We start from the raw sequence: 24,901 nt of genomic DNA, 5'->3' as shown, positions 1-24,901 counted from the left end.
GTGGTGCCGGTGGTACGTGGGGGCTGTGGGATGCGTGGGGTCAGCCGCGGCGTACGACGAGTGCCGCGTTGAAGCCGCCGTGGCCCCGGGCGAGGACGAGCGCGTGGCGCAGGTTCGCCTCGCGTGCCTCGGTGACCAGGTCGATGGTGTGACGGGGAGCCGCCGCGCCGACGTTGGCGGTGGGCGGGATGACGCCGTCGCGCAGGGCGAGCAGCGCGGTGGCCACGTCGAGGGCGGCGCCGCCGGCCAGCAGGCGGCCCGTCATCGTCTTGGGCGCGGTGACGGGGACCCCGTGCGCGCCGAACAGGGCGGTGAGCGTCTGTGCCTCCGCCCTGTCCAGGTCGGGTACGCCGGCGGCGTCGGCGAAGACGACGTCGATGTCCCCGGCGGTGATCCCGGCGTCGGCGAGGGCGTTCTCGGCGGCCCTGCGCAGGCCGGGCGGGCGGCCGGTGCCGGGGGCCGGGTCGAGGGTGGCCGCGTATCCGGCGATCTCGCCGTAGACCGTGGCGGCCGAGCGGGTGCGGGCCGACTCGGCGTCCTCGACGAGCAGGATCGCGCCTCCCTCGCCCGGTACGTACCCGCCCGCGTCCTCGGAGAAGGGCAGGTAGGCGCGGGCCGGGTCGTCGACGGTGCTCATCAGTCCGGAGGCGATCTGCGGGACCCAGCCCCAGGGGCAGATGGCCGCGTCGACGCCGCCGGAGATGACGGCCGGGAAGCCCTTGCGGATGTGGCGGCGGGCGTGGCCGAGGGAGTCGATGCCGCCGGCCTGTTCGGTGAGCAGGACGCCGCTGGGGCCGCGCAGCTTGTGCCGGATGGAGATCTGGCCGGTGTTGACGGCGTAGAACCAGGCGAAGGACTGGTAGGCGCTGACGTACTCCTTGCCCTTGCTCCAGAGGTTCTGCAGTTCCCGCTGGCCGAACTCGACGGCGCCGCCGGACGCCGCGGTGACCACGCCGATGCCGTACTCGGGCATGTCGGTGGTGTCGATCCCCGCGTCGGCCAGTGCCCAGTCGGCCGCGGTCAGCGCGAGGCGCGTCATGTGGTCGGTCTGCGGCATCAGCCGGCTGGGGATGTGGTCCTCGGCGACGTAGTCGGCGACCTCCCCGGCGATCCGGGAGGGGTACTGGCCGGCGTCGAAGCGGGTGACGGGCCCGAGACCGGACTCGCCGGCCAGCGTGGCCTTCCAGTAGTCCTCGGTTCCCAGGCCGTTGGGGGCGGTGATGCCCAGGCCGGTCACCACTGCGGTGGTCATGAGGTGCTCCTCTCCGGGCGGGCCAGCACCATGGCGCTCTGGAATCCGCCGAAACCGCTGCCCACGCTGAGGACCACGTCGGTCTTCTTCTCGCGGGCGACCAGCGGGATGTAGTCGAGGTCGAGCTCGGGGTCGGGCTCGTGGAGGTTCGCGGTGGGCGGCAGGAGGCCGTGCTCCATCGCGAGGGCGCAGGCGGCGATCTCCAGGGAGCCGATGGCGCCCAAGGAGTGCCCGATCATCGACTTGATGGAGCTGATCGGCGTGCGGTACGCGTGGTCCCCGAGGCTGCGCTTGAAGGCGCCGGTCTCGTGGCGGTCGTTCATCTTGGTGCCGGAGCCGTGGGCGTTGATGTAGTCGACGGTGTCCGGTGCGAGGCGGGCCTCGGCCAGGGCGACGTCGATGGCCTCCGCCATTTCGAGGCCCTCCGGCTTGAGACCGGTCATGTGGTACGCGTTGCAGCGGGAGGCGAAGCCGGCGATCTCGGCGTAGATGTGGGCGCCGCGCCGCCGGGCGCTCTCCAGCTCCTCCAGGACCAGGATGGCCGCGCCCTCGCCGAGGACGAGTCCGCTGCGGGTCCGGTCGAAGGGCCGGCAGGCGCTCTCCGGGGTGTCGTTGCGGGGGGTGGTGGCGTGGATGGCGTCGAAGCAGGCCGAGGTGATGGGCGAGATGGGGGCCTCGGTCGCACCGGCGATCATGATGTCGGTGGTGCCTTCGCGGATGAGCTCCACGGCGTGGCCCAGCGAGTCGAGACCGGAGGTGCATCCGGTGGAGACGACCGCCGCGGGTCCTTCCGCGCCTGCCGCCAGGCCGACTTCGGCGGCGATGGAGCTGGGTACGAAGTGCCGGTACAGCTCGGGTACGGCGTATTCGTGGTCCACGTTCCACTTGCGGCCGCCGTCGCTGACGACCGCGTACTCGCGCTCCAGGCTGGTGGTGCAGCCGACCGCGCTGCCCACGGCCGTGCCGATCCTGCCGGGATCGAGGGCGGAGAGGTCGAGGCCGCTGTCGGCCAGGGCCTCCCGGGTGGAGACCACCGCGAACTGGGCGGCCCGGTCGAGGCGGCGGATCTCCTGGTGGGAGAGGCCGGCGGCCAGGGCGTCGAAGTCGCACTCGGCGGCGACCTGCGAACGGAACGGTGAGGGGTCGTAGAAGGAGATCCTGCGGGTGGCGGTGCGTCCCGCCGTGAGCAGGTTCCAGTACTCCTTGACACCGACCCCACCGGGGGCCACGACGCCCAGGCCGGTGATGGCGACTCTGCGCATGGTCTACCTGGCCTTCGACGGGGCCGGGTGCGGCTGGGCGCACCTGCCGGCCGGCATAGTGGGGGTCACTGTCGATCCCTTCGTCCGTGTCACTGCTGGGTCGTGAGTCGGTATCGGCGGCCGGAGGGTGTCCGGGGTGTGAACCCCTCCGGCCGGCCGGACCGGTCGGCCGCACGCTCGTAACGAGCCGCCGCTTCCGGTGCAGCTATGGAACGTCCGCGCCCTAGACCCGGACTCGTGTACGCGTGGACCTGCCTTTTCGCCCCGTTACGTAGGGACATTTCCGTGCTTACGCGACGGCACTTCGGCACGTTTGGCACGCAGCATGGCCAGGGAGCGGATCAGGATGCGGCGGGTCTCGGCGGGCTCGACGACGTCGTCGACGAGCCCGCGTTCGGCCGCGTAGTAGGGGTGCATCAGCTCGGTCCGGTACTCGTCGATGCGCCGGGCACGCACCGCTTCCGGGTCGTCGGAGGCGGCGATCTCGCGGCGGAAGATGACGTTGGCGGCGCCCTCGGCCCCCATCACGGCGATCTCGTTGGTGGGCCAGGCGAACGCCAGGTCGGCCCCGATGGAGCGGGAGTCCATGACGATGTAGGCACCGCCGTACGCCTTGCGCAGGACGAGGGAGATCCGGGGCACGGTCGCGTTGCAGTACGCGTACAGGAGTTTGGCCCCGTGCCTGATGATGCCGTTGTGCTCCTGGTCGACGCCGGGCAGGAAGCCGGGGACGTCGACGAGGGTGACGAGCGGGATGTTGAAGGAGTCGCACGTGGAGACGAAGCGCGCGGCCTTCTCGCTGGCGTGGATGTCCAGCACGCCGGCGAGGGCGGCCGGCTGGTTGGCCACGATGCCCACCGGGTGGCCGTCGAGACGGGCCAGCGCGCACACGATGTTGGGCGCCCACGCCTCGTGGACCTCGAAGGTCTCCCCGTCGTCGACGATCTCCTCGATCACCGAGCGGATGTCGTAGCTGCGCCCCGGGTCGGCCGGCACCAGGTCCGCGAGGCCGTCGGTGAGCCGGTCCGCCGGGTCGTCGCAGGGCACCGAGGGCGGCATCTCCCGGTTGTTGGAGGGCAGCAGCGCGATGAGGAACCGCACGTCCTCCAGGCACTCCGCCTCGTCGTCGTAGGCGAAGTGGCAGACGCCGGAGGTGGTGGCGTGGACGTCGGCGCCGCCCAGGCCGTTGTGGGTGATCTTCTCGCCGGTCACCGCCTGCACGACGTCGGGCCCGGTGATGAACATCTGCGCCGTGTCCCGGACCATGAAGACGTAGTCCGTGAGGGCCGGGGAGTACGCGGCGCCGCCCGCGCACGGGCCCAGCATCACGCTGATCTGCGGGATGACTCCCGAGGCAGCGACGTTGCGGCGGAAGATCCCGCCGTACCCCGCGAGCGCGGTGACGCCTTCCTGGATGCGGGCGCCCGCCCCGTCGTTGAGGCTGACCAGCGGGGCGCCGGCGTCCGCCGCCAGGTCCATCACCTTGTGCACCTTCTCGGCGTGCGCCTCGCCGAGCGCTCCGGCGAAGACCCGGAAGTCGTGCGCGTAGGCAAACACCGTCCGGCCGTGGACCAGACCCCAGCCGATCACGACACCGTCGCCGTGCGGCTTGCGTTCCTCCAGGCCGAAGCCGGACGCCCGGTGTCTGCGCAGCGGCTCGATCTCCGTGAACGTCCCCTCGTCGAAGAGGAGTTCCAGCCGCTCGTGCGCGGTGAGCTTGTTCTTGTCGTGCTGGCGCCGGGTGGCCGCCGGATCGGGTCCGCGGCTCACCTCCTCCTTGAGCCGTCGCAGTTCCGCGGCAGCGCGTCGGAGGTCGGGGGCGGCCTGGGTGACCGTGAGGTCGTCGAGGATCGTCATCGGCCGAACGTAGGAACGGCGGCTAGAGACGTACTGGAGAACGTGCCGCGGCACGTACCCCGGCGGGCGCCCGAGGACGGTGCCGACGGTGCGCCGGGGTCAGCCGGAGGCCGGGACCTGCAGGTCCAGTGCCGGGTCGGCGGAGAGTACGGCCTGGTGGAGCCGCTGGAGCCGGGCCGAGGGTTCCAGACCCAGCTCGTCGACGAGCGTCCCCCGCAGACGCTGGTACGCCTCCAGGGCCCGCCAGGCGCCGCCCGAGCGGTGCAGTGCGGTCATCAGCTGGGCGCAGAAGTTCTCGTGCATGGGGTGCCTGGCGACCAGGACCCGCAGTTCCGGCACGATCCCGGTGTGCCGGCCGAGGATGAGGTCGGCGTCGATACGCCGCTCCAGGGCCGCCATCCGGTCCTCCTCCATGCGGAGCACCTCGAGCTCCAGCACGGTGCCGATGCGTACGTCGACGAGTGCGGAGCCCTGCCACATCTTCAGGGAGCGGCCCAGCAGATCGGAGGCCGCGAGGTAGTCGCCCGCCTCGTGCGCGGCCCTGCCCGAAGCGGTGAGCTGGGTGAACTCATGGGCGTCGACCTGGCCCGGCTGCACCTGGAGCAGGTAGCCGCCGTGCTGGGTGATGAGGACGTCCTTGGCCTGACGGGTCGGGTCGCCGTCGAGGGCCGCCGCGATCTTGCGGCGGAGCTGCAGGATGTAGGTCTGTAGCGTGGTGGCCGCGCTGCGCGGAATGTCCTCGCCCCAGATCTCCTCCATCAGGGTCGCCACGGTCACGACCCGGTCGGAGTGCAGGGCGAGCAGGGACAGGATCTGGCGCGGCTTGGCCGCGGTGGGCACGACGGACACCCCGTTCTCACGGGCCGTCAGTGGTCCCAGGACTTTGATCTCCATAATGGCGCCCTCCCCTTCATGCGCTGTGAGGCCGGCCCGACACCGGGTCGGCACAGGCTCTGGAGTCTTGGGCGAGCCTCGCACCGGCGGCGTTCGAGTCCCAGTGAGGTGCTCATGAGCGCGCACGTGAAAATGTCATGCCCCAGTGGTGAGCCCGGCACTGGGCTCGGCGCCGCGGCACGTCGCAGAATCCTGGCACTCGGTGCAACGAACTCGAACTCGTACCTACCGACCCGGGAGGGAAACCCCATGACCGTCTCCACGCACACAGCCGCCCGCACACCGCTCGCCCACCTGGCAACCGGCGCCGTCGCCGCCCCGGTGTCCCGCGACCACCGGTTCGCCCTGCTGACCGCCCGGGCCGGTCTGGAGCCCGAGCTGGCCCAGCGCTACACGAGCGACCCGGTCTCGGTGCTCGCCGAATTCGGCCTCGCGGCGACCGAACCGGTGTACGGGGACCTGTTCGCGGGCGCCCACGGTGACAACGGTGCCGCCGGCGGCCTCGTGATCGACGAGCTGGACCGTCCCGGTACCACCACGCTCTACGGCTGCTACAGCGGCATGACGCCGCTGCCCGGGGAAGAGGTACGGGCGGTCCGTGCGTGATCGCTGCCAGGGGGACGGGCAGCGAGCTGCCGGTGGGATTCAAGAGACATCTGCGGGTCGAGGCGATCGAAGGCGATGCCGTCTACCTGCTGTCCGAGCGGGGGACGACCGCGCTGCAGGGCCGTGAGGTCCAGGAGCTGGCGGCCCTGCTGGACGGCACACGGACCCTGACCGGTGTGCTGGAGGAGGCGGCACGGTCGCTGTCCCCTTCCACGGCGGCCCGGATGATCGCCGAACTGGCCAGGGCCGACCTGATCGGCTATCACGACCCGGCGGCGGACGCCCCGACGGAGGCCTACTGGGAGGGCGCCGGCCTCAACGGCCAGGACGCCACGGCGTCGTTGCTGACGACGGAGGTGGAGCTGGTCGTGCTGGGGCGGGTCGACGCCGCCGCCGCCCGCGCGGAGTGCGAGGCCGCCGGTCTGCGGCTGACGGCGGGTCCCGGGGACCCGGCGGCGCTCTCCCTCGTCCTGTGCGACGACTATCTCGATCCGGGCCTGGCGGAGACCGGCGCCCGCCACCGTGCGGCGGGCAGGCCCTGGCTGCTGGCCAAGCCGTGGGGCGCGGAGACCTGGGTGGGGCCGGTGTTCGGGGACGCCGGGGGCGCCTGCTGGGAGTGTCTGGCGCACCGGCTGCGCGGACACCGGGCCTCCCTGGCCCCGGTCATGCACGCCCTCGGCCTGGCGGGCACGGTACCGGTCCCCGAGGCCTCGCTCACGACCGTACGGGCCATGGGGCTGCACACCGCGGTGCTGGAGACGTCGAAGTGGGTGGCGGGCCTGCGGTACGAGGGGCAGCGGGCCGTGTGCACGCTGGACTCCCGTACCCTTCGCACCCGTCAGCATCCGGTGCAGTGGCGCCCGCAGTGCACGACGTGCGGGGATCCCGGTCTCGTCGCGGAGCGGGTGCGCCGCCCCTTCGTCCCGCGCTCCAGCCCCAAGACGCACACGGTGGGCGGCAACCACCGGACCGGCAGCGCCGCCACGGTCCTGGAGCGCTACCGGCACCTGGCCGATCCGGTCACCGGGATCGTCTCGGAGCTGCGTCCCGCGCCCGGCTCCCCCGAGGGCCTGAACCGGTACGTGGCCGGGCGCAACATGGCTCTGGGCGACAGCCGTTCGCTGGCCGCGCTGCGCGGCGGGCTGCGGGGCCAGAGCGGGGGCAAGGGAACCACACCGCAGGAGGCCGAGGTGGGCGCGCTGTGCGAGGCGCTCGAACGCTACTGCGGAACGCGCCAGGGGGACGAGCCCACCGTCCGTGACACGCTCGCGGGCCTGGGCCCGGCCGCCCTGCACCCCAACGCCTGCCAGCTGTTCGCCGACCGGCAGTTCCGTGAGCGGGACGGGTGGAACGCCCGGAACTCCCTCTTCCAGCAGGTTCCCCCGCCGTTCGACCCGCAGGCGCCGGCCGACTGGACCCCCGTGTGGTCCCTCACCGCGGGCGAGCACCGGCTGCTCCCCACCTCCATGCTGTACTTCGGCGCCGGGCCGGGCGGCGTGCCCGCCGCGCCCTGGGCCGACTCCAACGGCAACGCGGCGGGCAGCAGCCCGGAGGACGCCGTCGTCCAGGGCTTCCTGGAGGTGGTGGAACGGGACGCCGTCGCCCTGTGGTGGTACAACCGCACCCGCCAGCCCGCGGTCGACCTGGACGCGTTCGACGAACCGTGGCTGGCGCGGACCCGGGAGGCCTACACCCGGCTGCACCGCGACCTGTGGGTGCTCGATCTCACCGCGGACTTCGGCATTCCCGTCATGGCCGCGCTGTCCCGGCGCACCGGCGGGGGCGCCCAGGGCATCTCCTTCGGATTCGGTGCGCACTTCGACCCGCGGCTGGCGCTGCGCCGGGCGGTGACGGAAATGGCTCAACTGTTGCCCCCCGAGGAGGACTCGCCCGAACTCCGATCCGCGGATCCCGGCCTCGCGCATTGGTGGCGCGCCGGGACGGTGGATAACCAGCCATACCTGTGTCCAGATCCAGCCGAAAGCTCGCGTACCCCGGGGAGCTATTCGTATACGGCCCGGGGCGATCTGCGCGAGGACGTCGAATCGGCCGACTCGCTGGTACGTGCGCATGGAATGGAGTTGCTCGTCCTCGACCAGACCCGCCCCGACGTGGGACTTCCCGTAGTGAAAGTGATCGTTCCGGGAATGCGGCACTTCTGGGCCAGATTCGCCCCCGGCCGGCTCTTCGACGTGCCGGTGCGGCTGGGACGTCACGCACACCCTATCCGGTACGAAGAAATCAACCCGGTGCCACTCTTCGTCTGAATCCAGTCGGCGTCCGCAACCAGTGGCTGACCGCTGACCGAACGGCATAGCATGCGGTCCGCCACTACTGGTCCTGGCAAGGAGGCGGCAGTGCCGACGAGTCGTGATGGCGTGAAAGCACCCTTGGATCAAGGGTCGACGACCGGGGGGTCCGTCACGGTAATGCCGTCCGCGCACAACGGAACGCCGGACGCGCCGTCCTCCGGCGTCTCGTTCTCGCCACGTTCACAACCGCCCGCACCGCTGCTCGCCCGGGCGGTGATCCTCGTCGCCCTCGCCTGCTACGGCACCATGACCGTCCTGAACGTCGTCAGGACCCGGCCCGAAACCGGCCAGCTCGTCGTGTGCGTCGCTCTGGTGGTCGCGCTGTTCGGCGTCCAGGTGGCGGTGTCCTCGGGCGGTGCCCGCCGCTGGCCGACCCGCTGGAAGGCCGGGGCACTGGGCGTCCAGGCGGTGCTCACCTTCGCACCGCTCGTGTGGTTCGGCACCAACTGGGGGAGCATGGAGGGCCCGTTGGCCGCGACGCTGCTGCTCACGCTGCCGGCGCGGTACGCGTGGCCGGCCTACGGGCTGCTCATCGCGTTCATCCCGGTCTACAACGTGCTCGCCGGGGCGTCGGTCGACCTGGTCCTGTACTTCACCATCGCGGGCACCCTGACCGGTCTGGTGATCTACGGGCTGACCCGCCTGACGGACCTGGTGCACGAGGTGCACGCGACCCGGGAGGAACTGGCGAGGATGGCCGTGACGCAGGAACGGCTGCGCTTCGCCCGCGATCTTCACGACCTGCTCGGATACAGCCTCTCCGCGATCGCGCTCAAGGGTGAGCTGATCCAACGGCTCATCAGCGTCCGCCCGGACAAGGCCCGTGAGGAGACGGCCTCGCTGCTCCAGGTGGCGCGCCAGGCGCTGACCGATGTGCGCCTGGTCTCCAGCGGATACCGCGACATGTCACTGTCCGAGGAGGCGGAGTCGGCGGGAACCGTGCTCGCGGCCGCCGACGTCCGTGCCGATGTGGACGTGGCGTGTGGACGGCTTCACCCGGTCGTCGACACCGTCCTCGCCACCGCGCTCCGGGAGGGAGTCACCAACATTCTCCGCCACAGCGGTGTACGGGTGTGCTCCATCAAGGCCGAGACGGACGGGGAGACGGTCCGGCTCGGACTGACCAACGATCACCCGTACGAGCTGGCCGACGTCTTCTCCGCACGGAGCGGCGGCAGCGGACTGGACAACCTGCGCATCCGGTTCGCCGCCATAGGCGGCGGGCTCAGCGCGGGGCTGGGCGGGGACGGCAGGTTCCACCTGGAGGTCTGGGCGCCGACCCGGCCCCGGAACAGTGACGACGAGTCACCGGTATCAGGGCCCGCGCGTCCGAAGAGAACTGCCGTGGCCTAGGTCCGGCCGTACAGAGCCACATCATCTGACCGGGGGTAACGATGCTGTCCGTGAGAATCCTCCTCGCCGAGGACGTCCACATGATCCGTGGCGCGCTGGTGGCACTGCTCCAACTGGAACCGGATCTGCACGTGGTGGCCGCGGTGGACCGCGGCGACACGATCGTGCCGACCGCGCTGACGTCCAGACCCGACGTGGCGGTGATAGACATCGATCTGCCCGGGATCGACGGTCTCACCGCCGCGGCCGAACTCCACGAGCAGCTGCCCAGCTGCCGCACCCTGATCCTCACCAGCCTCGGGCGTCCCGGCACTCTGCGGCGCGCCCTGTCCGCGCACGTCTCGGGCTTCCTGCTCAAGGACTCACCGCCGGACCAGCTCGCCCTCGCCGTACGGTCGGTGGCCACCGGGCGCCGGGTCGTCGACCCCCAGCTCGCGCTGACCGCCTGGGACTCGCCCGAGAATCCGCTGTCGCCGCGCGAGCTCGAGGTACTACGTCTCGCCGCCCGCGGCGCCGACGCCGCCGAGATCGCCGGTTGCCTCTACCTGTCGAAGGGCACCGTGCGCAACTACCTCACCGCCATCGTCGGCAAGCTCGGGGCGCGCAACCGCATCGACGCCATCCGGATCGCCGAGGACGCGGGCTGGCTCCCCTGACCCGGTCGGTGCGCCCAGCAGGGTGTCGAGCATCCCGGCGTCCAGCGTCGTCGCGACCGACAGGTCGGACAGCTCCCCGAATCCGGTGTCGCACACCGCGACGCTCACGACGTAGCCGTCACCGGCCGGGAACGTCGCGAACTGCCACTCACCGCCCGGCACGGGCGAGCCGTCCGGCCTGACCAGCCGGGTGACCCCGCCCTCCGTCGAGAAGCCGAACCCGGTGAAACGGAACCTCAGTCCTTGCCCCAGCGCCTTGCTGTACGCCTCCTTGAGGGTCCACAGCCGCACCATCGCGTCGTTGCGCGCGCCGTCGGCGCCCGCGTCCAGCAGCGCCTTCTCGTACGGGGTGCAGGCCTGAATCTCCGAACCGGTGTGCGCGAGCCGGCGGTCGGCACGCTCCACGTCCACCCCGATGCGGCCCCGGCGGGTGATGCCGACGACCATCATCTCCTCGGTGTGACTGAGACTGACGTCGATCTGGTCGCAGCCACGTACGTAGGGTCTGCCGCCCGGCTGGTAGGCCAGGTCGACCAGGTCGGGGGCCGTGTGCAGGACGGCCGCCGCCGTGTGCCGCAGCAGCAGCCGGGACGCCACGAACCGTTCGCGCATCCGGGGTTGGGTGAGCTTCTCGTAGCGCTGCCAGTCCCGGCCCAGCCGGCGGCGCAGCTCGGCGTCGGTGCCGCCGGACGGCAGCCAGGCGGGCATCGAGCCGTGGATCAGCGCGGTGCCGGTGCGGAGCAGCTGCGCGTGGACGGCGTCCCAGGGGCCGCCGGGTCCGTCGGCGCGCAGCGGCGGTCCGATCCGGGTCCGCACGTCAGACTCCGCCGTCGGGTGCGCCGCTGTCCCGCACTCCGGGGAAGGCGGCGGTCAGCGGTCCCGCGTCCAGCGCGGAGATCACCCCGGCCAGATCGACGGCGTCGCTCCCCGGGCCCTGGCAGACCGGCAGGCAGGCGGGACCCCGCGAGCCGCCGCCCATCCGCCGCAGGTACGGGGTGAGCACGGCCCGCGGTCCGATCTCGACGACGTGGGTGGGGGCCTGCTGTGCCAGCATGCTGCGCGCGGCGTCGGCGAACCGGACGGGTGCGGTGATCTGTTCGGCCCAGTACGGGGCGTAGAGCGGCTCGGTGGTGAGCCTGCCGTACACGGTGGAGTAGAACGGCAGTCGGGCGGCCCCGCCGGGCAGCCGGCGCAGGACCGCCTCGAACTTGGGCACCATGGGCCGCATCAGCGGCGAGTGGAAGGCGTGGTCCACGCTCAGGTACCGGCAGCGCACGTTCCGTTCCGCGAGTACGGCCTCGATGCGCTCCAGCGCCGCCCGGTCGCCGGAGAGCACGATCGACTTGGCGGCGTTGATGGCGCTGATGCCCACGTCCGGTTCGGCGGCGACGAGTTCGGCCGCCTCGTACGGCGTGGTGCAGATGGCCATCATCGCGCCGCCCGCCGGCAGGCACTGCATGAAGGCGCCGCGCATCGAGACCAGTCCGGCGGCGTCGTCGAGGGTGAGCGCACCGGCGACGGTCGCGGCGGCGAACTCCCCGATGCCGTGGCCGAGCACCGCCACGGGCCGGACGCCTGCCTCCTGGAGGGTGCGTGCCAGGGCGTACCCGACCGCGAACAGGGCGGGCTGGGCGAGCGCGGTGCGGTGGACGCGCGGGTCGTCGCCGAGGATCAGCTCGGCCACGGACTGCCGGGTGAAGGGCAGCAGCGCCGCGTCGGCCTCCTCCAGGAAGGTGCGGTAGCCGGTGGAGTGCAGGTAGAGGCCCGCGGTCATGCCGGGGTGCTGGGAGCCCTGGCCGGTGAAGACGAAGGCGGCCCGGATCCGGCCGGCGCCCCGCCGGGAGTCCCGCATGGCCAGGAAGCCGGCGAGCTCGCGCACGGTGGGGTACGTCCAGATGTCCTCGGGTTCGATGAGCGTGCCGAACTCCTCCTCCATGTCCCCGTAGAGGCTGAGCGCGGCCACCGAGTCGAGCCCTTCCTGGACCAGCGGTGCCGTGTCCGGTACCGGCCGGCCGAGGTAGTGGGCGACCCGTTCGCTCAGCCATTCCCGGTGGGCCGCGGCGAAGTCGTCCTCGGCGGAGCTCGGGTGTTCCTGCATGATGCGGCTCCTCAGGCGAGCGGCGAACTGTAGAGGTCGTAGCTGCGGCGGTTGTGCAGTCGGGCGACGGCCTCGTCCAGGACCTGCCGCTCGCACGCTCCCGGCCGGTCGGGCAGGGGCAGGCCGAGCCGTCTCGCGAGCCGGTAGAGGACCGCGGTGGCCCAGGCCGGGTCCGCGAGGAACGGATCGGTGGCGCCCGCGGGTGCGGTCTGCTGCTCGCGCCACACCCCGAGGCAGGCGGCCGCGGCGAGCACCAGGGTGTAGCGGTCCGCGAGGGAGAAGCTGCGCGGACTCGACAGTGCCTCCCGGTCACCCTGCGGTATCGCTTCGAACTCCTTCTTGAGTTCGGCGAGTTCACCGGTGAGCGACCTGGCCAGGAAGCGCAGCGCGTGTCCGGCCGGTCCCGGTGGCCCGCCCGATTCCAGCTGGTCGGTGCAGGCGACGAGGGTCGCGGCCAGCGGGTCGCCGTCGCCGAGCAGGGCGGGCAGGGTCAGGTCCAGCGGGGGCAGCGGCTCGTGCGGCCGGAACAGTCCGGGCGGCGGCTCCGGGTCGGCGAACCAGGCGTGCCGGGCGAAGTAGGGAAGCTGCGGCAGAATGCTCACCTGGCGGCCCGCGCTGCCCGCGTGCCCCAGGGAGGTGACCGGCAGGTCGCGCCGCTGCTTCTGGAACATGCCGTACGCCCCGTCCTGGGCGAAGGTCTCCTCGCCCAGGACCGCCGACATCTCGTCCATGCTCTCGGTGACGAGCCTGGGCGCCAGGTAGGCGGCGGCCGCCGCGTAGGCACTCATCTGGCGGGGAAGCAGGTGCAGCGCCCGTGTCGCGACGAGTGCGAGGCAGTCGATGAGCAGCAGGTCCAGGAAGCCGCCGGTCAGCACGTCCCGTACGTGCTGCACGTCCATCGAGGAGCGGCCGTCGGCGCGGGTGCGGCCGGCGAACCGGGCCACGGTGCGCAGGGCGGTGTCGGCTCCGGCGAGCACGATGGACGGGATGAGTCCGCGGATGAGCAGCGAGGAGCGCAGCGACAGCTCGTAGCCGTCCCCGGCCGTGCCGAGCACGGCGCTGTCGGGCACGTGGCACCCGGTGATCCGCAGGCCGCCGAATTCGGTGCTGCGCATGCCGTTGGTGGTGCGCCGGGCCAGGTCCTCGACGCGGTCCGCGGGCAGTTCGTCGCGGTCGAGCAGCAGCACGGTGTGGCTGCGGCCGCCGGCGGCGGCCGCGGTGCGGGCGAAGACCACCAGGCCGGTGGCGCGGGAGGCGTTGGCGATCACGGACTTGCTGCCGTCGAGCAGCAGCCCGCCGGGGACGGGGACGGCGGTGAACTCGTCGCGGACGAAGTCGTTGCCGTGGGCGACCTCGTGCCGGGCGACGGCGATCCGGCGGCCGTTCAGGAGCAGCCGGGCGGCCTGCCGCCGCTGGGCGGTGTCGCCCGCGGTCCACACCGGGGTGACGGCGAAGAAGCAGTTGAGGCCGTAGCCGAAGCCGAGGGAGGCGTCCCGGCGGAAGACGGGGCGCAGGATCCGCCCGAGCAGGTCCATCCTCTCCAGCCGGCCGCCGAGGCTCGCGGGGACGAACTCCGCGTTGAGGCCGTACTCGTCCAGGACCTTCTCGGCGCCGGGCAGCACCTCTCCGGCCGCGTCGGCGGCGAGCAGGGCCTCGGCGCCGAGCGGGTTGGCGGGGTCGTCGAAGGAGCCGAACGCCCGCTCCAGGGCGTCGATGCGCTCCTCGGCCGGTGTCATCGTGCTCTGCCGGCCGCGAGCAGCCGCTCGACGCCGGCATCGAGTCGCTGGTGCAGGGGGGTGAGCTCGCCACGCAGGAAGAGCCGGCGCATCGCCGCCCGTTCCACCTTGCCGCTGGTCGTCCTGCGGACCGTGCCCGGGCGTACGAGCAGCACTCCGGCGTTCACCTCGTACTCCTGGCCGAGCCGTTGCTGGACGGCGGCGGCGAGTGCGGCCAGGTCGATGTCGTAGCGGCTCCTGGCTCGCAGCTCCTGGACGATGACGATGCGTTCGCGGGAGTCGGGCACGGCGAAGGCGGTGGCGGCACCGAACAGCCCGCTGACCTGCTGGACGGTGCGTTCCAGGTCCTGCGGGTAGAGATTGCGCCCGGCGAAGATGATCATGTCCTTGATCCGGCCGGTCACGTAGAGCAGGCCGTCGTCGAGGGCGCCCAGGTCACCGGTGCGCAGATATCCGGAGCCGCCGCCCTCGATCCGGCAGCCGAAGGACGCGGCGGTCTCCGCCGGGCGGCCCCGGTAGCCGGGGCCGATGCTCTCGCCGCGGACCCAGATCTCGCCGATCCGGCCGTCCGGCAGCTCCCGGCAGGTCTCGGGGTCCACGATGCGCACGTCGGCCGACGCGGGCGGGCCGCAGTGGGTGAGGACCCGGCCGGTACCGGCGGGTGCGGGCACCAGCAGGCCCGCCTCCAGGGCGGCGGCGTCCACGGTGCGCGACGCGGCCGCCGGGGCCGTGCGGGTGCCGGAGACGAGCAGGGTCGCCTCGGCCAGGCCGTAGCAGGGTGCCAGTGCCCCGGGGCGCAGCCCGGCGGGCGCGAACCGCTCGGCGAAGGCCGCGAGGGTGGCGGCGTCCACGGGTTCGCCACCGCTGACGGCGACCTCCCAGCGGGACAGGTCGAGGGCCGCGATCTGGGAGTCGTTGATCCGGCGCACGCACAGCTCGTACGCGAAGTCCGGTGCCCCGCTGACGGTCAGCCCGTAGCGCGAGACGGTCTCCAGCCAGTTCGCCGGCCGTTTGACGAACGCGGCCGGGGACAGCAGGACGGCGGTGCCGCCGAGCCACAGGGCGTGCAGCAGCTGGCCGGCCAGGCCCATGTCGTGGTGGAGGGGCAGCCAGCCGCCCATCCGGATTCCGGGGCGGGTGCCGAGCGCGTCGCGGATGGCGCGCTGGTTGGCGAGCAGGCTGCGGTGGGTGACGACGACGCCGCGGGGGTCGCGGGTGGAGCCGGAGGTGTACTGGAGGTACACGGGCTCGTCCGGCTCCGCCGCGTACGGCTGCGCATCCTCCTCGGGTGCGGCACCTGCCGGGGCGGGCCCGTCGGCGAGCAGGCAGACGACGTCGCCGTGGCCGGTGCGGGCGAGCAGCTGCGAGGCCTCGGCCGCCTCGGCGACGGAGGTGATCAGGCACGCTGCGGCGGCGTCCTTGACGATCCCGGCGATGCGGTCGTCGTGGTGGCCGCGGCCGCCGGGCGGTGCCACGGGTACGGCGACGGCACCGGCGTACAGGCAGGCGAGGAAGCCGGTGACGAACAGGGCCCGGGATCCCGGCGCGATCAGCACCCGGTCCCCCGGCCGCACGTGCCGGCGCAGCAGCCCGGCCAGGGTGCGCGCGGCCCGGTCGAGTTCGGCGTACGTGATCGTCTCCGGCCGCAGCAGGCCGTCCCGCTCGGCGAGGAGGATCAGCGCTTCCCGGTCCGGTGTCTCGGCGGCCTGGGCCTGGATGTGTGCGGTGAGCGTCCGGTGTCCTGTCATGCCTCCCCCTCGCGTGGCGTGCGGCCGTCGTGTGTACGCCCGCTCATCGTCCGGACCAGGCCACCGGGGTCCGGTGGCCGCCGTTCTTCACGGTCCAGCCGGCGTAGGCCGCTGCGACGTCGCCGTCCGGTTCGCCGGTACGGCGGACGAGGGCCAGCAGGACGGCGGTGACGGCCGCCAGCTCGGCCTCGTCGGGCCGGCCGCGGACCACGGTGATGCGCATCGGATTCGCCATGGGACCAGCGTGGCCCACGGCGCTCGAAGCGGACTCGTGCCCGGGACGCACGGGAGCCGAGGACCCGTGGTCCTCGGCTCCCGTGCGGGTGGAGCGGACGGCGGCCCCCGGCCTGTCAGCTCAGGACGCGCTCGTACGCCACGTGCCGGGTGCGCTCGACGGAGATGTCGGCGGTCCGTGCCATCGCCCGCGCCGCGGCGCGGTGGCCGCTGTCGTCGAGGGCCCGTTCGCAGGCGTCGGTGTCGCGCCACCACTGGATGGCCGTGTAGACGTCGGGGCGGAGCGTGGAGCGCAGCAGGTCGCTCCCGCCGAATCCGCCCAGCCGCGCCAGGTACTCGTTCGCCTCGGCGAACTGTCGTTCGAACACATGCGGGTCTCCGAACACCGTCGCCCGGGTCAGCACGACGTTCGACGCCCCGACCTCGGCGTCCTCCGTGACCGCCCGGGCCACGCTCACCGCCTGGTCGGCCTCGGTGTCGACCATGGGTCCGAGCTTGCGGACCTGGGCCTGGAAGGTGTCGTCGTGAACGGTGTCGAGGAAGCCGCGCATGGTCCGCCAGTGCCCGAGGTGCACGTACACCTGCGGGTGTTCGACGAGCTGCATGGTCACCAGGAAGTCGAAGCCCTCGCGTGTGCGCAGGTACTGCGAGTGGTCCCGGAACTCACGCTCGAAGCGCCCGGTGTCTCCCTTGACGTCGAACCGGTTGACCACCGTGATCGGGGCGTCGTGACTACGCTTCGGCACGTACTTCCTCCGCGAACTTCTTGGCATGGCGCAATGTGGTGGAGCTGTTGGTGCCGAGTGCCCTGCGCACCAGGGCACGGGCCTCGGCGAGGGTGGCGTCGGGGCCGAGCGCGGTGCGTACACCGTCCGGGTCCAGGGTCACGGTGTGCCAGGAGGTGGCCCTGACCGTCCCGTCCCCGAGCGACTCGATGACCCAGCGCCCGGTGTGGCCGCTCATCGCGACCGGCACCCGGAGCTGCTTGTAGACGATGACCTTGCGGTCCTCGAAGCAGACGCGGACCGAGGTGGTGTTGTGCGTGGAGCCGTCCGGGCTGCGGGTGTCCATGTCCATCCGCTGGATGCCCTGTTCGTCCTCGCTGAGGTCCAGCCGGGCCACGTGCGGCAGCCGCTGCGGCCACAGGTCGGCCCGGTCCAGGAAGGCGAACACGTCGCCGGCCGCGCCGAAGACGGTCTCCGAGTCACTGAAGGTGAAGTGGAGCTCCTCGCGGGCCTCGCCCTGTTCGGCGGTGTTCTTCAGCGCGAGGAGCTCGGCGCGGCTGTTGCGGTCGACGGCCTGCTCGATCAGCGCCTCGGCGTCCGGGGCGTCGTCGACGGCACGGTAGTCGTGCAGCAGCGTGACCCGGGTGGTGCCGTCCTCCAGCTCCTCGACGCGCCACTCGCCGCCCATCGACTCGACGGGCGGCGCCGTGACGACCTGGCGGAAGGTGACGGTGCGGGCGGCCGGGTCCAGGACGCGGCGCGAGGTCCAGGTACGGACCTTGTCGCCGGCGATCGCCCAGATACGCAGGAGCTGCTCACCACCGTCTTCGGGGGCCTCCTCGAGCACCTCGACGTGCACGGTGGGGCCGAACACCTGCGGCCACTCGGCGACGTCGGCCACCAGTGCGTAGACGGTGGCGGGTGATGCGGCCACGGTGACGGAGTGCTCCGTGACGTGGAGTGCTCGGGTCTCGGACGTAGCGGTGGGCGCCACGGCAAACCTTCCCTTCGGACAGTCCGCAGCAGGGCGGATCACGAGGCTGACATGAAGTGCTCAAGCGGAACTCGAGAAACGGTGGACCGTTACGGGGTCGCCCAGTCCGGGCGTTCCAGGATGTCCAGGACGGCGCAGCCCCAGCTGTATCCGGCGCCGACGCTGACCAGGACGCACCGGTCGCCGGGCGAGGCGCGGCCCGAGACCAGCAGGTGGTCGAGTCCGGCGAACTGGTCGCCGGCCCCGAGGTGGCCGACCGTCCGGCTGAAGTCCCAGGTGGTGCGGTCGGGATCGATGCCGAACGGCTTGTAGTAGATGGACTGCAGACGCCGGCGGCCGAAGTGCGGCAGCACGACCCAGTCCGCCCCGCCCAGCTCGGACCCGGCGTCGGCCAGCGCCTGCTTGATCACCGTCTGCTGGCCGTTGTGGGCCCGGGTGATCGCGTACGAGATGCCGGTGCGGCCGACGAAAGCGCGCTTGGCCTCGTCGAAGTCGACGGGCATCCGGTGGGAGAAGGGGGCGGGGGTGAACGGATCGTTCCCCCGGTGCAGCGGCTCCAGCTCGGGGTCCGCGTACAGGGCGAGCGAGACCAGGCGGGCGAATCCGCCCCGCCTGGAGAGCACGAGCGAGGTGGCGCCGTCGGCGTACGGGGTGCCCGGGTCGGTGTTCCAGCGGTCGATGCCCGGGGGGCAGAACCGGTCGGCGGTGGTGATCAGGGCGTCGCCGTGGCCGTGTCCCGCGGTGAGGTAGGCGGTGGCGAGGTCGAGCGCGGCGAGTCCGCCGTTGGACATCTGCCGTATCTCCACGGCCTGGCAGGTGTTGCCGAGCGCCTCGCGCTGGATGTACGAGGCGACCGGCCACAGGTCCTGGCCCTGGTGGTAGGTGTCGGCGTGCAGCAGCAGACCGACGTCCCCGCCGTGGCTGTCCGCCCGCCGCAGCGCGGTCCTGGCCGCGGCCGCGGCCATCTCGGCGGCTGACTCGTCGGGCGAGTACGCCACCGACTCCATGCCGGTGGACGCCGCCACCCGGGGCGGGCAGGCCCCCGAGGCGACGGCGTCGGCGACGGCGAGGCGGGCGGGAAGCCGTGTGGAGGTCCCCCGTATGTAGACGTCTTCCAGACGCACTGTCACTCCAAGGAATGTCGGGGCTCAGCCCGGTACGGCGGCGGCCAGGGGCGGGGCTTCGTCGACCCGGCCGGGCGGCCCGTCGAGCAGGACGTAGTGCACGGCGTCGAGGAGCGCCTGCCAGCTGGCGGCCGTCGTGTTGCCGTCCACGCCGACGGTGCCCCAGCTGCGCTCCCCGTCCCGGTAGGAGATGAGCACCCGGGCGGCGGCACCGCTGCCGGTCTCGCCGCTGAGCACCCGCACCCGGTAGTCGGTCAGTTCGAGGCGGGACAGGGCGGGGAAGCAGGGGTCCAGCGCCGTGTGCAGGGCCGTGTCCATGGCGTTGACGGGGCCGTTGCCGTGCCCGGTCGCGGTGACGGACCGGCCCTGGACGGTGAGCCGTACGGTGGCCTCGGTACGCACCTCGTCGCCCGCCCCGGACACTCCGACGGACCAGGACTCGACGTCGAACGGGCGGGGCCCGGGCCCGCCGTCGAGCTCCTCGCGCAGGAGCAGTTCGAAGGAGGCGTCGGCGGACTCGAAGCTGTAGCCGGACCTCTCCAGCTCCTTGACCCGGGTCGCGGCGCGGGCCACTTCGTCGGAGCCCGCTTCGACGACGTATCCCAGCTCGCGTGCCTTGAGCTCGATCGAGGAGCGGCCGCCCATGTCGGAGACGAGGGTGCGCATCGTGTTGCCGACCAGCTCGGGGGTGGTGTGCTGGTAGAGGTCGGGGTCGACCCGCAGCGCGGAGGCGTGCAGTCCGGCCTTGTGGGTGAAGGCCGAGCGGCCGATGTACGGTGCGGCGGCGCTGCCGGGGACCTGGGTCAGCTCGGTGACGGCCCGGCCGGTCCCGGCCAGTTCCCGCAGCTTCTCCAGCGGGATCACCTCGCGGCCGCGCTTGAGCACCAGGTTGGCGATGACGGTGAACAGGTCGGCGTTGCCGCACCGTTCGCCGTAGCCGTGGGCGGTGCCCTGGGCCTGGACCGCTCCGGCGTCGACGGCCGCCATGGTGTTGGCGACGGCGCAGCCGCTGTCGTTGTGGGCGTGGATGCCGAGCGGTACGCCGGTCAGGGCGAGCGTCTCGGTGACGACGGTCCGCACCTCGTCGGGCAGGGAGCCGCCGTTGGTGTCGCACAGGACGACGGTCTCGGCACCCGCCTCCGCGGCGGCACGGACCACGGCCAGGGCGTACTCGCGGTTGAGCTGGTAGCCGTCGAAGTAGTGCTCGGCGTCGACGAAGACCCGCCGGCCGGCGTGCACCAGGTGGCGCACCGTGCCGCTGATCATGGCGAGGTTCTCGGCGAGCGTGGTGCGCAGGGCGTTGCGCACATGACCGGTGTGGCTCTTGGCGACCAGGGTCACCACCGGGGTCTCGGCCTCCAGCAGGGCGCGCACCTGCGGGTCCAGGGAGGCGGGTACCCCTGGCCTGCGGGTGGCGCCGAAGGCGGCGAGCACGGCGTTCCTCAGGTCGAGTTCGGTGCGGGCCCGGCGGAAGAACTCGGTGTCCTTCGGTACGGCTCCGGGCCAGCCCCCCTCGATGTATCCCACCCCGAGGCCGTCGAGCCGGCGGGCGACGGCGAGTTTGTCCTCGACCGTCAGCACCATGCCCTCCTGCTGGGTGCCGTCGCGCAGGGTCGTGTCGTAGAGCTGGAACTGCTCAGCCATCGCCGCTCCCTTGGTCTGGTGTCGGCCGGCCGGCGGGTGTTCCGACGGCCCCGGCCGACAGGTCCGGCTGTTCGCCCCAGGTTCGGGCGGGTGCACGGAGGACCGCTGGAGCCCAGGTGGACCTCCGTCGCGGCGCCGGAGTGCGGCTGAAGCGGGGTGCGGGAGCGGCCGGCGCGCTGCCCCGGGCCCGCTGGTGCGGGTGCGCCGGGGCTTCGTCGATGCGCAGTACGGGGGTGACGCAGGCTTCCGTTCCGTCGAACAGCCGGGCCCAGGTGTCCCGGTCGTGCAGCAGGAAGCGTCCGCCGAACTCACGGCGCAGGGCGGGCCAGTTGGCGGGGTCGGTGCGGTCGGGGAGCCGGCCGGGGTCGAGACCGAGGCCGGTCAGCAGGGCGCCGTAGAACCGCTCCTCCAGGGCGCCCACCGCGACATGGCCGCCGTCGGCGCAGACGTAGCACGTGTAGTAGGGGGCGCCCCCGTCGAGCAGGTTCGCCCCGCGCTCGTGCCGCCAGTGGCCGGCGTCGGCCATGCCGGCGGCCATGGCCAGCAGGGTGTTCACCCCGTCGACGATGGCGGCGTCGACGATCTGTCCGCGGCCGGAGGAGCGGCGTTCGTGGAGCGCGGCGAGTACGCCGGTGACCAGGAACATCGCTCCGCCGCCGAAGTCTCCGAGCAGGTTCACGGGCGGCACCGGGGGGCCGCCCGCCTCGCCGATCGCGTACAGCGCGCCGGTCAGGGCGAGGTAGTTGATGTCGTGGCCGGGGGCGGTGGCCAGCGGGCCGTCCTGTCCCCAGCCGGTCATCCGGGCGTACACGAGGCGGGGGTTGCGCTCCAGGCACACCCCGGGACCGATGCCCAGCCGCTCCGCGACGCCGGGCCGGAACCCCTCGACGAGTACGTCGGCGCCGTCCATCAGGCGCAGGAGCTCCGCGACGCCGGACGGGTCCTTCAGGTCGAGGGCCACCGTGCTCCGGCCCCGGTCCAGCTCCCGGTGCCAGTCGGCGAAGGAGCGCAGGCCGTCGGCCCGGTCCACCCGCAGCACGTCGGCCCCCAGGTCGGCGAACATCATGCAGGCGAACGGGGCGGGACCGATCGCGGCGAGCTCGAGGACCCTGAGGCCGTGCAGGGGTCCGCTCCCGGGTCCGTGCCCGGTCCTCCCGTCGGGCGGTGGTCCTGCGGGGGATGTGGTCATCGCTGGTCCTCCAGGTCCTCCTGCGTGGCGGCTCCGGCCAGCCTGCGCGCCCCGGCTCGCGCCGGGCATGAGGGGGGCCGGATCACACCTCCCCGGGGCCCGGGGCCGCTCCGCGTCCGCTCGACCGGGGCCCCAGCCACGTTGGGTGTACTGCTGCCCGGCCGCTCCCGCTGCCCCGACGTACCCCGGAGAGGATCGATCCGCTGTGACCATCAGTGATCTGGAGTCAGCTGCCCCTGCCGAGGCGGAGGCGGCGACGTTTCCGTACAAGCGCACGTGCCCGTTCACCCCGCCGGCCCAGTACGCCGGCATGATCGAGAAGGATGTCTCGGAGGTCACGCTCGACGGATCCGGCCTGCGCATCTGGACGGTCACGGGCTACGAGACGATTCGTACGCTGCTCACCGACCCCCGGCTGAGCGCGTCGCGCCGGCACGACAACTTCCCGTTCTACTTCGTCGCACCGCCGGAGTACCGGACCGAGACCTCGTTCATCGGCTACGACGGCGCCGCGCACAGCAGCACCCGGCGCAAGGCCGCGCTGACCTTCACCCACCGGCAGGTCCAGCGGCTGCGTCCGCGCATCGAGGAGATCGTCGACGAGCACCTGGACAAGCTGCTGGCGACGGAGGCCCCGGCCGACTTCCACCGGGTCTTCTCGCTGGCCGTGCCGATGACCGTGATCTGTGAGCTGCTGGGCATCCCGCAGGACCAGCACGAGTTCTTCATCAAGCACGGCACCGCGCTGCTGGGCGGCCACAGCTCCACCCAGGAGCGGCAGGCCGCGATCGTCGAGGTGAACGCGTACATCAGCGAGCTGATCCAGCAGAAGAAGAAGGAGCCGGGCGAGGACCTGCTCAGCCGGGCGATGGCCGACTACGAGGCCTCCGGCGAGGAGTACACCGACCGCGACCTGTTCAACATGGTCCGGCTGCTGATGAACGGCGGGCACGAGACGACCGCCAGCCAGATCTCGCTGGGCACGGCCTGCCTGCTGGAGAACCCCGACCAGCTGGAACTCCTGCTGAACGACCCCTCCCTGGTCAGGCCGGCCGTGGAGGAGCTGGTGCGCTTCGCGACCATCGGCGACACCGCCGTGCCGCGGGTCGCGCTGGAGGACATCGAGGTGGCGGGCCAGGTCATCCGCAAGGGCGACGGCATCCTCTGCCTCGGCCTGGCGGCCAACCGTGACCCGGAGGTCTTCCCGGAGCCGGAGAAGCTCGACATCCGGCGCGGCAGCCGCAAGCACCTGGGGTTCGGACACGGGGTGCACCACTGCATCGGCGCGGACCTGGCCCGCCTCGAACTGGAGATCGTGTGGAGCAAGCTCTTCCAGCGGATCCCGACGCTCCGGCTCGCCAAGCCGTTCCTGGAGATCCCGCGCAAGGAGGGTGCCGTCATCTACGGCCTGTGGGAGCTGCCGGTCACCTGGTGACCCCCGTCCGGTGACCCCCGTCCGCCGACCGGCCCGCACGAGGCGGCCGGCGGGGCGGGGCCACCGGGAACCCATGGAGGCACCGCCCCCCGCCGGGCGCGCGCACGAGCAGTACCCGCCCCACGGCCGACCGACATTCCACGAGGAGAGCACGCCATGGCCAAGATCACCTACAAGCATCCGAACGGTACCGTCACCGTCGTCGACGTCCGGGCGCCCGGCACGGTCATGCGCGGTGCGAAGCTGAACAACGTCGACGGCATCGAGGCGCAGTGCGGCGGCTCCGCCCAGTGCGGCACCTGCCACGTGTACATCGACGAGGCGAACACGCTGCCGCTGCCCGCGATGGACTCCGTCGAGGACGACGTGCTGTACGGCACCGCCTGCGAGCGCAACGAGTTCAGCCGGCTGAGCTGCCAGCTGCCCATCTCCGATGAGCTCGACGGCCTGCTGGTCCACCTTCCCGAGGCGCAGAGCTGATGGCCGCGCACTCGGTGGTCGTCGCCGGAGCGGGCCAGGCGGGATTCGACACCGCGTGCGCCCTGCGCAGCCGCGGTTTCCAGGGGCGGATCACCCTCGTCGGCGACGAACCTCCGGGCCCCTGCCACCGTCCCCCGCTGTCGAAGGGCTACCTCACGGGCTCGGTGACGGCCGACGAGGTCCTGCTGCGGCCCGCGTCGTTCTTCGCCGAGCAGGACATCGAGCTGATCACGGGTGACCGGGTCGCCTCGGTGGACCGGGACCGGCACACCGTGCTGCTGGACTCCGGTCTCCGCCTGCCGTACGGCTCGCTGGTCCTGGCGACCGGATGCCGGCCGCGCACCCTGCCGGTGCCCGGGGCCTCGCTGACCGGGGTGCTCACCCTGCGCGGGCTGGCCGACGCGGAGGACCTGCGGCTCCGCCTCGCGGGGCCGCCGCGGCAGCTCGTCGTGGTCGGCGCCGGGTTCATCGGCCTCGAAGTCGCGGCCACCGCGCGCGGGCTCGGCCACGACGTGACGGTGGTCGAGGCGCAGCCCCGGGCCCTGGCCCGCGCGCTGACGCCCGTCATGTCGGACCGGCTCGTCGCGGAGCACCGCGCCCACGGGGTCCGGCTGCTGCTGGGCCGCGAGGTGGCGGCGCTGCACGGCCACGGCGGGGGCAGGGTGCACGTCGTAGAGCTGGACGGCGGCGAGCGGATCGCCGCGGACCTGGTCGTGGTCGGGGTCGGGGTGCTGCCCAACACCGCGCCGGCGCTCTCCGCGGGACTGCTCGTCGGTGACGGCGTCGTCGTGGACGAGCGGCTGCGGACCGAGGACCCGGACATCTACGCCCTCGGCGACTGCGCCCGCTTCCCCAGCCGGCAGGCCGGCCGGCACATCCGGCTGGAGTCCGTACAGAACGCCTCCGACCAGGCGCGGTGCGTCGCCGCGGCGATCTGCGGCGAGCCGTACGCGTACACGGCGGTTCCATGGTTCTGGTCGGAGCAGTACGCACTGCGGCTGCAGATCGCCGGGCTGACGGCGGGCCACGACACGACGGTGACCGTAGGCGACACGGAGGGCGGGCGCTTCTCCGTCTTCTGCTTCCGGGACGGGCGGCTGACGGGCGTCGAGTCGGTGAACCGGCCCGCGGACCACGGCATCGCCCGGCGGCTGCTGACGGCCGGCACGGACCTGACGCCCGCGACGGTGCGGCAGCCGGGGTTCGACCTCAAGAAGCTGCCCCGCGCCTCGCCGCGGTCGGCCATGTCCACGGGCACGCGGCAGTCCGTACCCGCCTGAGGCGCACATGAGGGGGCGTCCG

The 24,901-nt window shown here is 72.6% G+C and carries 20 protein-coding genes and 1 pseudogene; 7 read left to right on the top strand and 14 right to left on the bottom strand.

Going from position 1 to position 24,901, the window contains the following annotated elements:
• Nucleotides 1-40: 40 nt before the first annotated feature.
• The 4 genes from AB0F38_RS06155 to AB0F38_RS06140 form a co-directional block, all read right to left on the bottom strand.
• Nucleotides 41-1,252 carry a ketosynthase chain-length factor gene (locus AB0F38_RS06155; protein WP_361887385.1) on the bottom strand — a complete coding sequence of 404 codons (1,212 nt, stop codon included), beginning with the start codon at nt 1,250-1,252 and terminating at the stop codon, nt 41-43.
• A complete protein-coding gene (locus AB0F38_RS06150) occupies nt 1,249-2,514 on the bottom strand; it encodes a beta-ketoacyl-[acyl-carrier-protein] synthase family protein (RefSeq protein WP_361887383.1) in 1,266 nt (421 codons plus the stop codon). Before AB0F38_RS06150 ends, AB0F38_RS06155 begins: the two co-directional genes overlap by 4 nt.
• 267 nt (nt 2,515-2,781) lie before the next feature.
• Nucleotides 2,782-4,371 (bottom strand): acyl-CoA carboxylase subunit beta, encoded by a 1,590-nt coding sequence (locus AB0F38_RS06145; protein ID WP_361887380.1) that lies wholly within the window; start codon nt 4,369-4,371, stop codon nt 2,782-2,784.
• Between the two features lie 99 nt (nt 4,372-4,470).
• Nucleotides 4,471-5,265 (bottom strand): AfsR/SARP family transcriptional regulator, encoded by a 795-nt coding sequence (locus tag AB0F38_RS06140; RefSeq protein ID WP_361887378.1) that lies wholly within the window; start codon nt 5,263-5,265, stop codon nt 4,471-4,473.
• A gap of 249 nt (nt 5,266-5,514) precedes the next feature.
• Between AB0F38_RS06140 and AB0F38_RS06135 the strand changes: the two genes are divergently transcribed.
• The 4 genes from AB0F38_RS06135 (at nt 5,515) to AB0F38_RS06120 (ending at nt 10,192) form a co-directional block, all read left to right on the top strand.
• Nucleotides 5,515-5,871: a hypothetical protein gene (locus AB0F38_RS06135; protein WP_361887375.1), complete on the top strand. Its 357-nt coding sequence runs from the start codon at nt 5,515-5,517 to the stop codon at nt 5,869-5,871.
• On the top strand, nt 5,868-8,138 hold the full coding sequence (locus AB0F38_RS06130; RefSeq protein WP_361887373.1) for a TOMM precursor leader peptide-binding protein: 2,271 nt from the start codon (nt 5,868-5,870) through the stop codon (nt 8,136-8,138). Before AB0F38_RS06135 ends, AB0F38_RS06130 begins: the two co-directional genes overlap by 4 nt.
• Before the next feature lie 162 nt (nt 8,139-8,300).
• Nucleotides 8,301-9,536: a histidine kinase gene (locus AB0F38_RS06125; protein WP_361887370.1), complete on the top strand. Its 1,236-nt coding sequence runs from the start codon at nt 8,301-8,303 to the stop codon at nt 9,534-9,536.
• Nucleotides 9,537-9,577: 41 nt separating this feature from the next.
• Nucleotides 9,578-10,192: a response regulator transcription factor gene (locus AB0F38_RS06120; protein ID WP_057573620.1), complete on the top strand. Its 615-nt coding sequence runs from the start codon at nt 9,578-9,580 to the stop codon at nt 10,190-10,192.
• A gap of 114 nt (nt 10,193-10,306) precedes the next feature.
• On the opposite strand, the pseudogene AB0F38_RS06115 reads toward AB0F38_RS06120, so the two are convergent.
• The 10 genes and pseudogenes from AB0F38_RS06115 to AB0F38_RS06070 all read right to left on the bottom strand — a co-directional run.
• A pseudogene (locus AB0F38_RS06115) lies at nt 10,307-10,639 on the bottom strand (4'-phosphopantetheinyl transferase superfamily protein); the annotation flags it as partial.
• Between the two features lie 370 nt (nt 10,640-11,009).
• On the bottom strand, nt 11,010-12,290 hold the full coding sequence (locus AB0F38_RS06110; RefSeq protein WP_361887367.1) for an acyltransferase domain-containing protein: 1,281 nt from the start codon (nt 12,288-12,290) through the stop codon (nt 11,010-11,012).
• Nucleotides 12,291-12,301: 11 nt separating this feature from the next.
• Complete coding sequence (locus AB0F38_RS06105; protein ID WP_361887364.1) at nt 12,302-14,026, bottom strand: acyl-CoA dehydrogenase family protein; 1,725 nt, start codon at nt 14,024-14,026, stop codon at nt 12,302-12,304.
• Nucleotides 14,023-15,774, bottom strand: a complete 1,752-nt coding sequence (locus tag AB0F38_RS06100; protein WP_361887361.1) for a fatty acyl-AMP ligase — start codon at nt 15,772-15,774, stop codon at nt 14,023-14,025. The genes AB0F38_RS06105 and AB0F38_RS06100 overlap by 4 nt, the downstream gene beginning before the upstream one ends.
• Before the next feature lie 43 nt (nt 15,775-15,817).
• Complete coding sequence (locus tag AB0F38_RS06095) at nt 15,818-16,009, bottom strand: acyl-CoA carboxylase subunit epsilon (protein ID WP_056794263.1); 192 nt, start codon at nt 16,007-16,009, stop codon at nt 15,818-15,820.
• A gap of 115 nt (nt 16,010-16,124) precedes the next feature.
• Complete coding sequence (locus AB0F38_RS06090; RefSeq protein WP_361887357.1) at nt 16,125-16,754, bottom strand: antibiotic biosynthesis monooxygenase; 630 nt, start codon at nt 16,752-16,754, stop codon at nt 16,125-16,127.
• A complete protein-coding gene (locus tag AB0F38_RS06085; protein ID WP_361887354.1) occupies nt 16,741-17,727 on the bottom strand; it encodes an aromatase/cyclase in 987 nt (328 codons plus the stop codon). The genes AB0F38_RS06090 and AB0F38_RS06085 overlap by 14 nt, the downstream gene beginning before the upstream one ends.
• Nucleotides 17,728-17,816: 89 nt before the next feature.
• A complete protein-coding gene (locus tag AB0F38_RS06080; protein ID WP_361887923.1) occupies nt 17,817-18,851 on the bottom strand; it encodes a ketoacyl-ACP synthase III family protein in 1,035 nt (344 codons plus the stop codon).
• A 24-nt stretch (nt 18,852-18,875) separates the two neighbouring features.
• Complete coding sequence (cimA, locus tag AB0F38_RS06075) at nt 18,876-20,495, bottom strand: citramalate synthase (RefSeq protein WP_361887352.1); 1,620 nt, start codon at nt 20,493-20,495, stop codon at nt 18,876-18,878.
• Nucleotides 20,488-21,684 carry a CaiB/BaiF CoA-transferase family protein gene (locus AB0F38_RS06070; RefSeq protein ID WP_361887350.1) on the bottom strand — a complete coding sequence of 399 codons (1,197 nt, stop codon included), beginning with the start codon at nt 21,682-21,684 and terminating at the stop codon, nt 20,488-20,490. The genes cimA and AB0F38_RS06070 overlap by 8 nt, the downstream gene beginning before the upstream one ends.
• A 205-nt stretch (nt 21,685-21,889) precedes the next feature.
• Here AB0F38_RS06070 and AB0F38_RS06065 point away from each other — a divergent pair, with 205 nt between their 5' ends.
• The 3 genes from AB0F38_RS06065 to AB0F38_RS06055 all read left to right on the top strand — a co-directional run bounded on the left by AB0F38_RS06065 (nt 21,890) and on the right by AB0F38_RS06055 (nt 24,879).
• Nucleotides 21,890-23,119: a cytochrome P450 gene (locus tag AB0F38_RS06065; protein ID WP_361887348.1), complete on the top strand. Its 1,230-nt coding sequence runs from the start codon at nt 21,890-21,892 to the stop codon at nt 23,117-23,119.
• Between the two features lie 156 nt (nt 23,120-23,275).
• Nucleotides 23,276-23,599 (top strand): 2Fe-2S iron-sulfur cluster-binding protein, encoded by a 324-nt coding sequence (locus AB0F38_RS06060; RefSeq protein ID WP_361887346.1) that lies wholly within the window; start codon nt 23,276-23,278, stop codon nt 23,597-23,599.
• Complete coding sequence (locus AB0F38_RS06055) at nt 23,599-24,879, top strand: FAD-dependent oxidoreductase (RefSeq protein ID WP_361887344.1); 1,281 nt, start codon at nt 23,599-23,601, stop codon at nt 24,877-24,879. Before AB0F38_RS06060 ends, AB0F38_RS06055 begins: the two co-directional genes overlap by 1 nt.
• Nucleotides 24,880-24,901: the final 22 nt, after the last annotated feature.

Source organism: Streptomyces sp. NPDC025273 (assembly GCF_040638585.1).
GTDB classification, from domain to species: domain Bacteria; phylum Actinomycetota; class Actinomycetes; order Streptomycetales; family Streptomycetaceae; genus Streptomyces; species Streptomyces cinereorectus.
The sequence above is the reverse complement of the archived record's forward strand: the minus strand, read 5'-3'. Positions and strand labels throughout refer to the sequence as shown.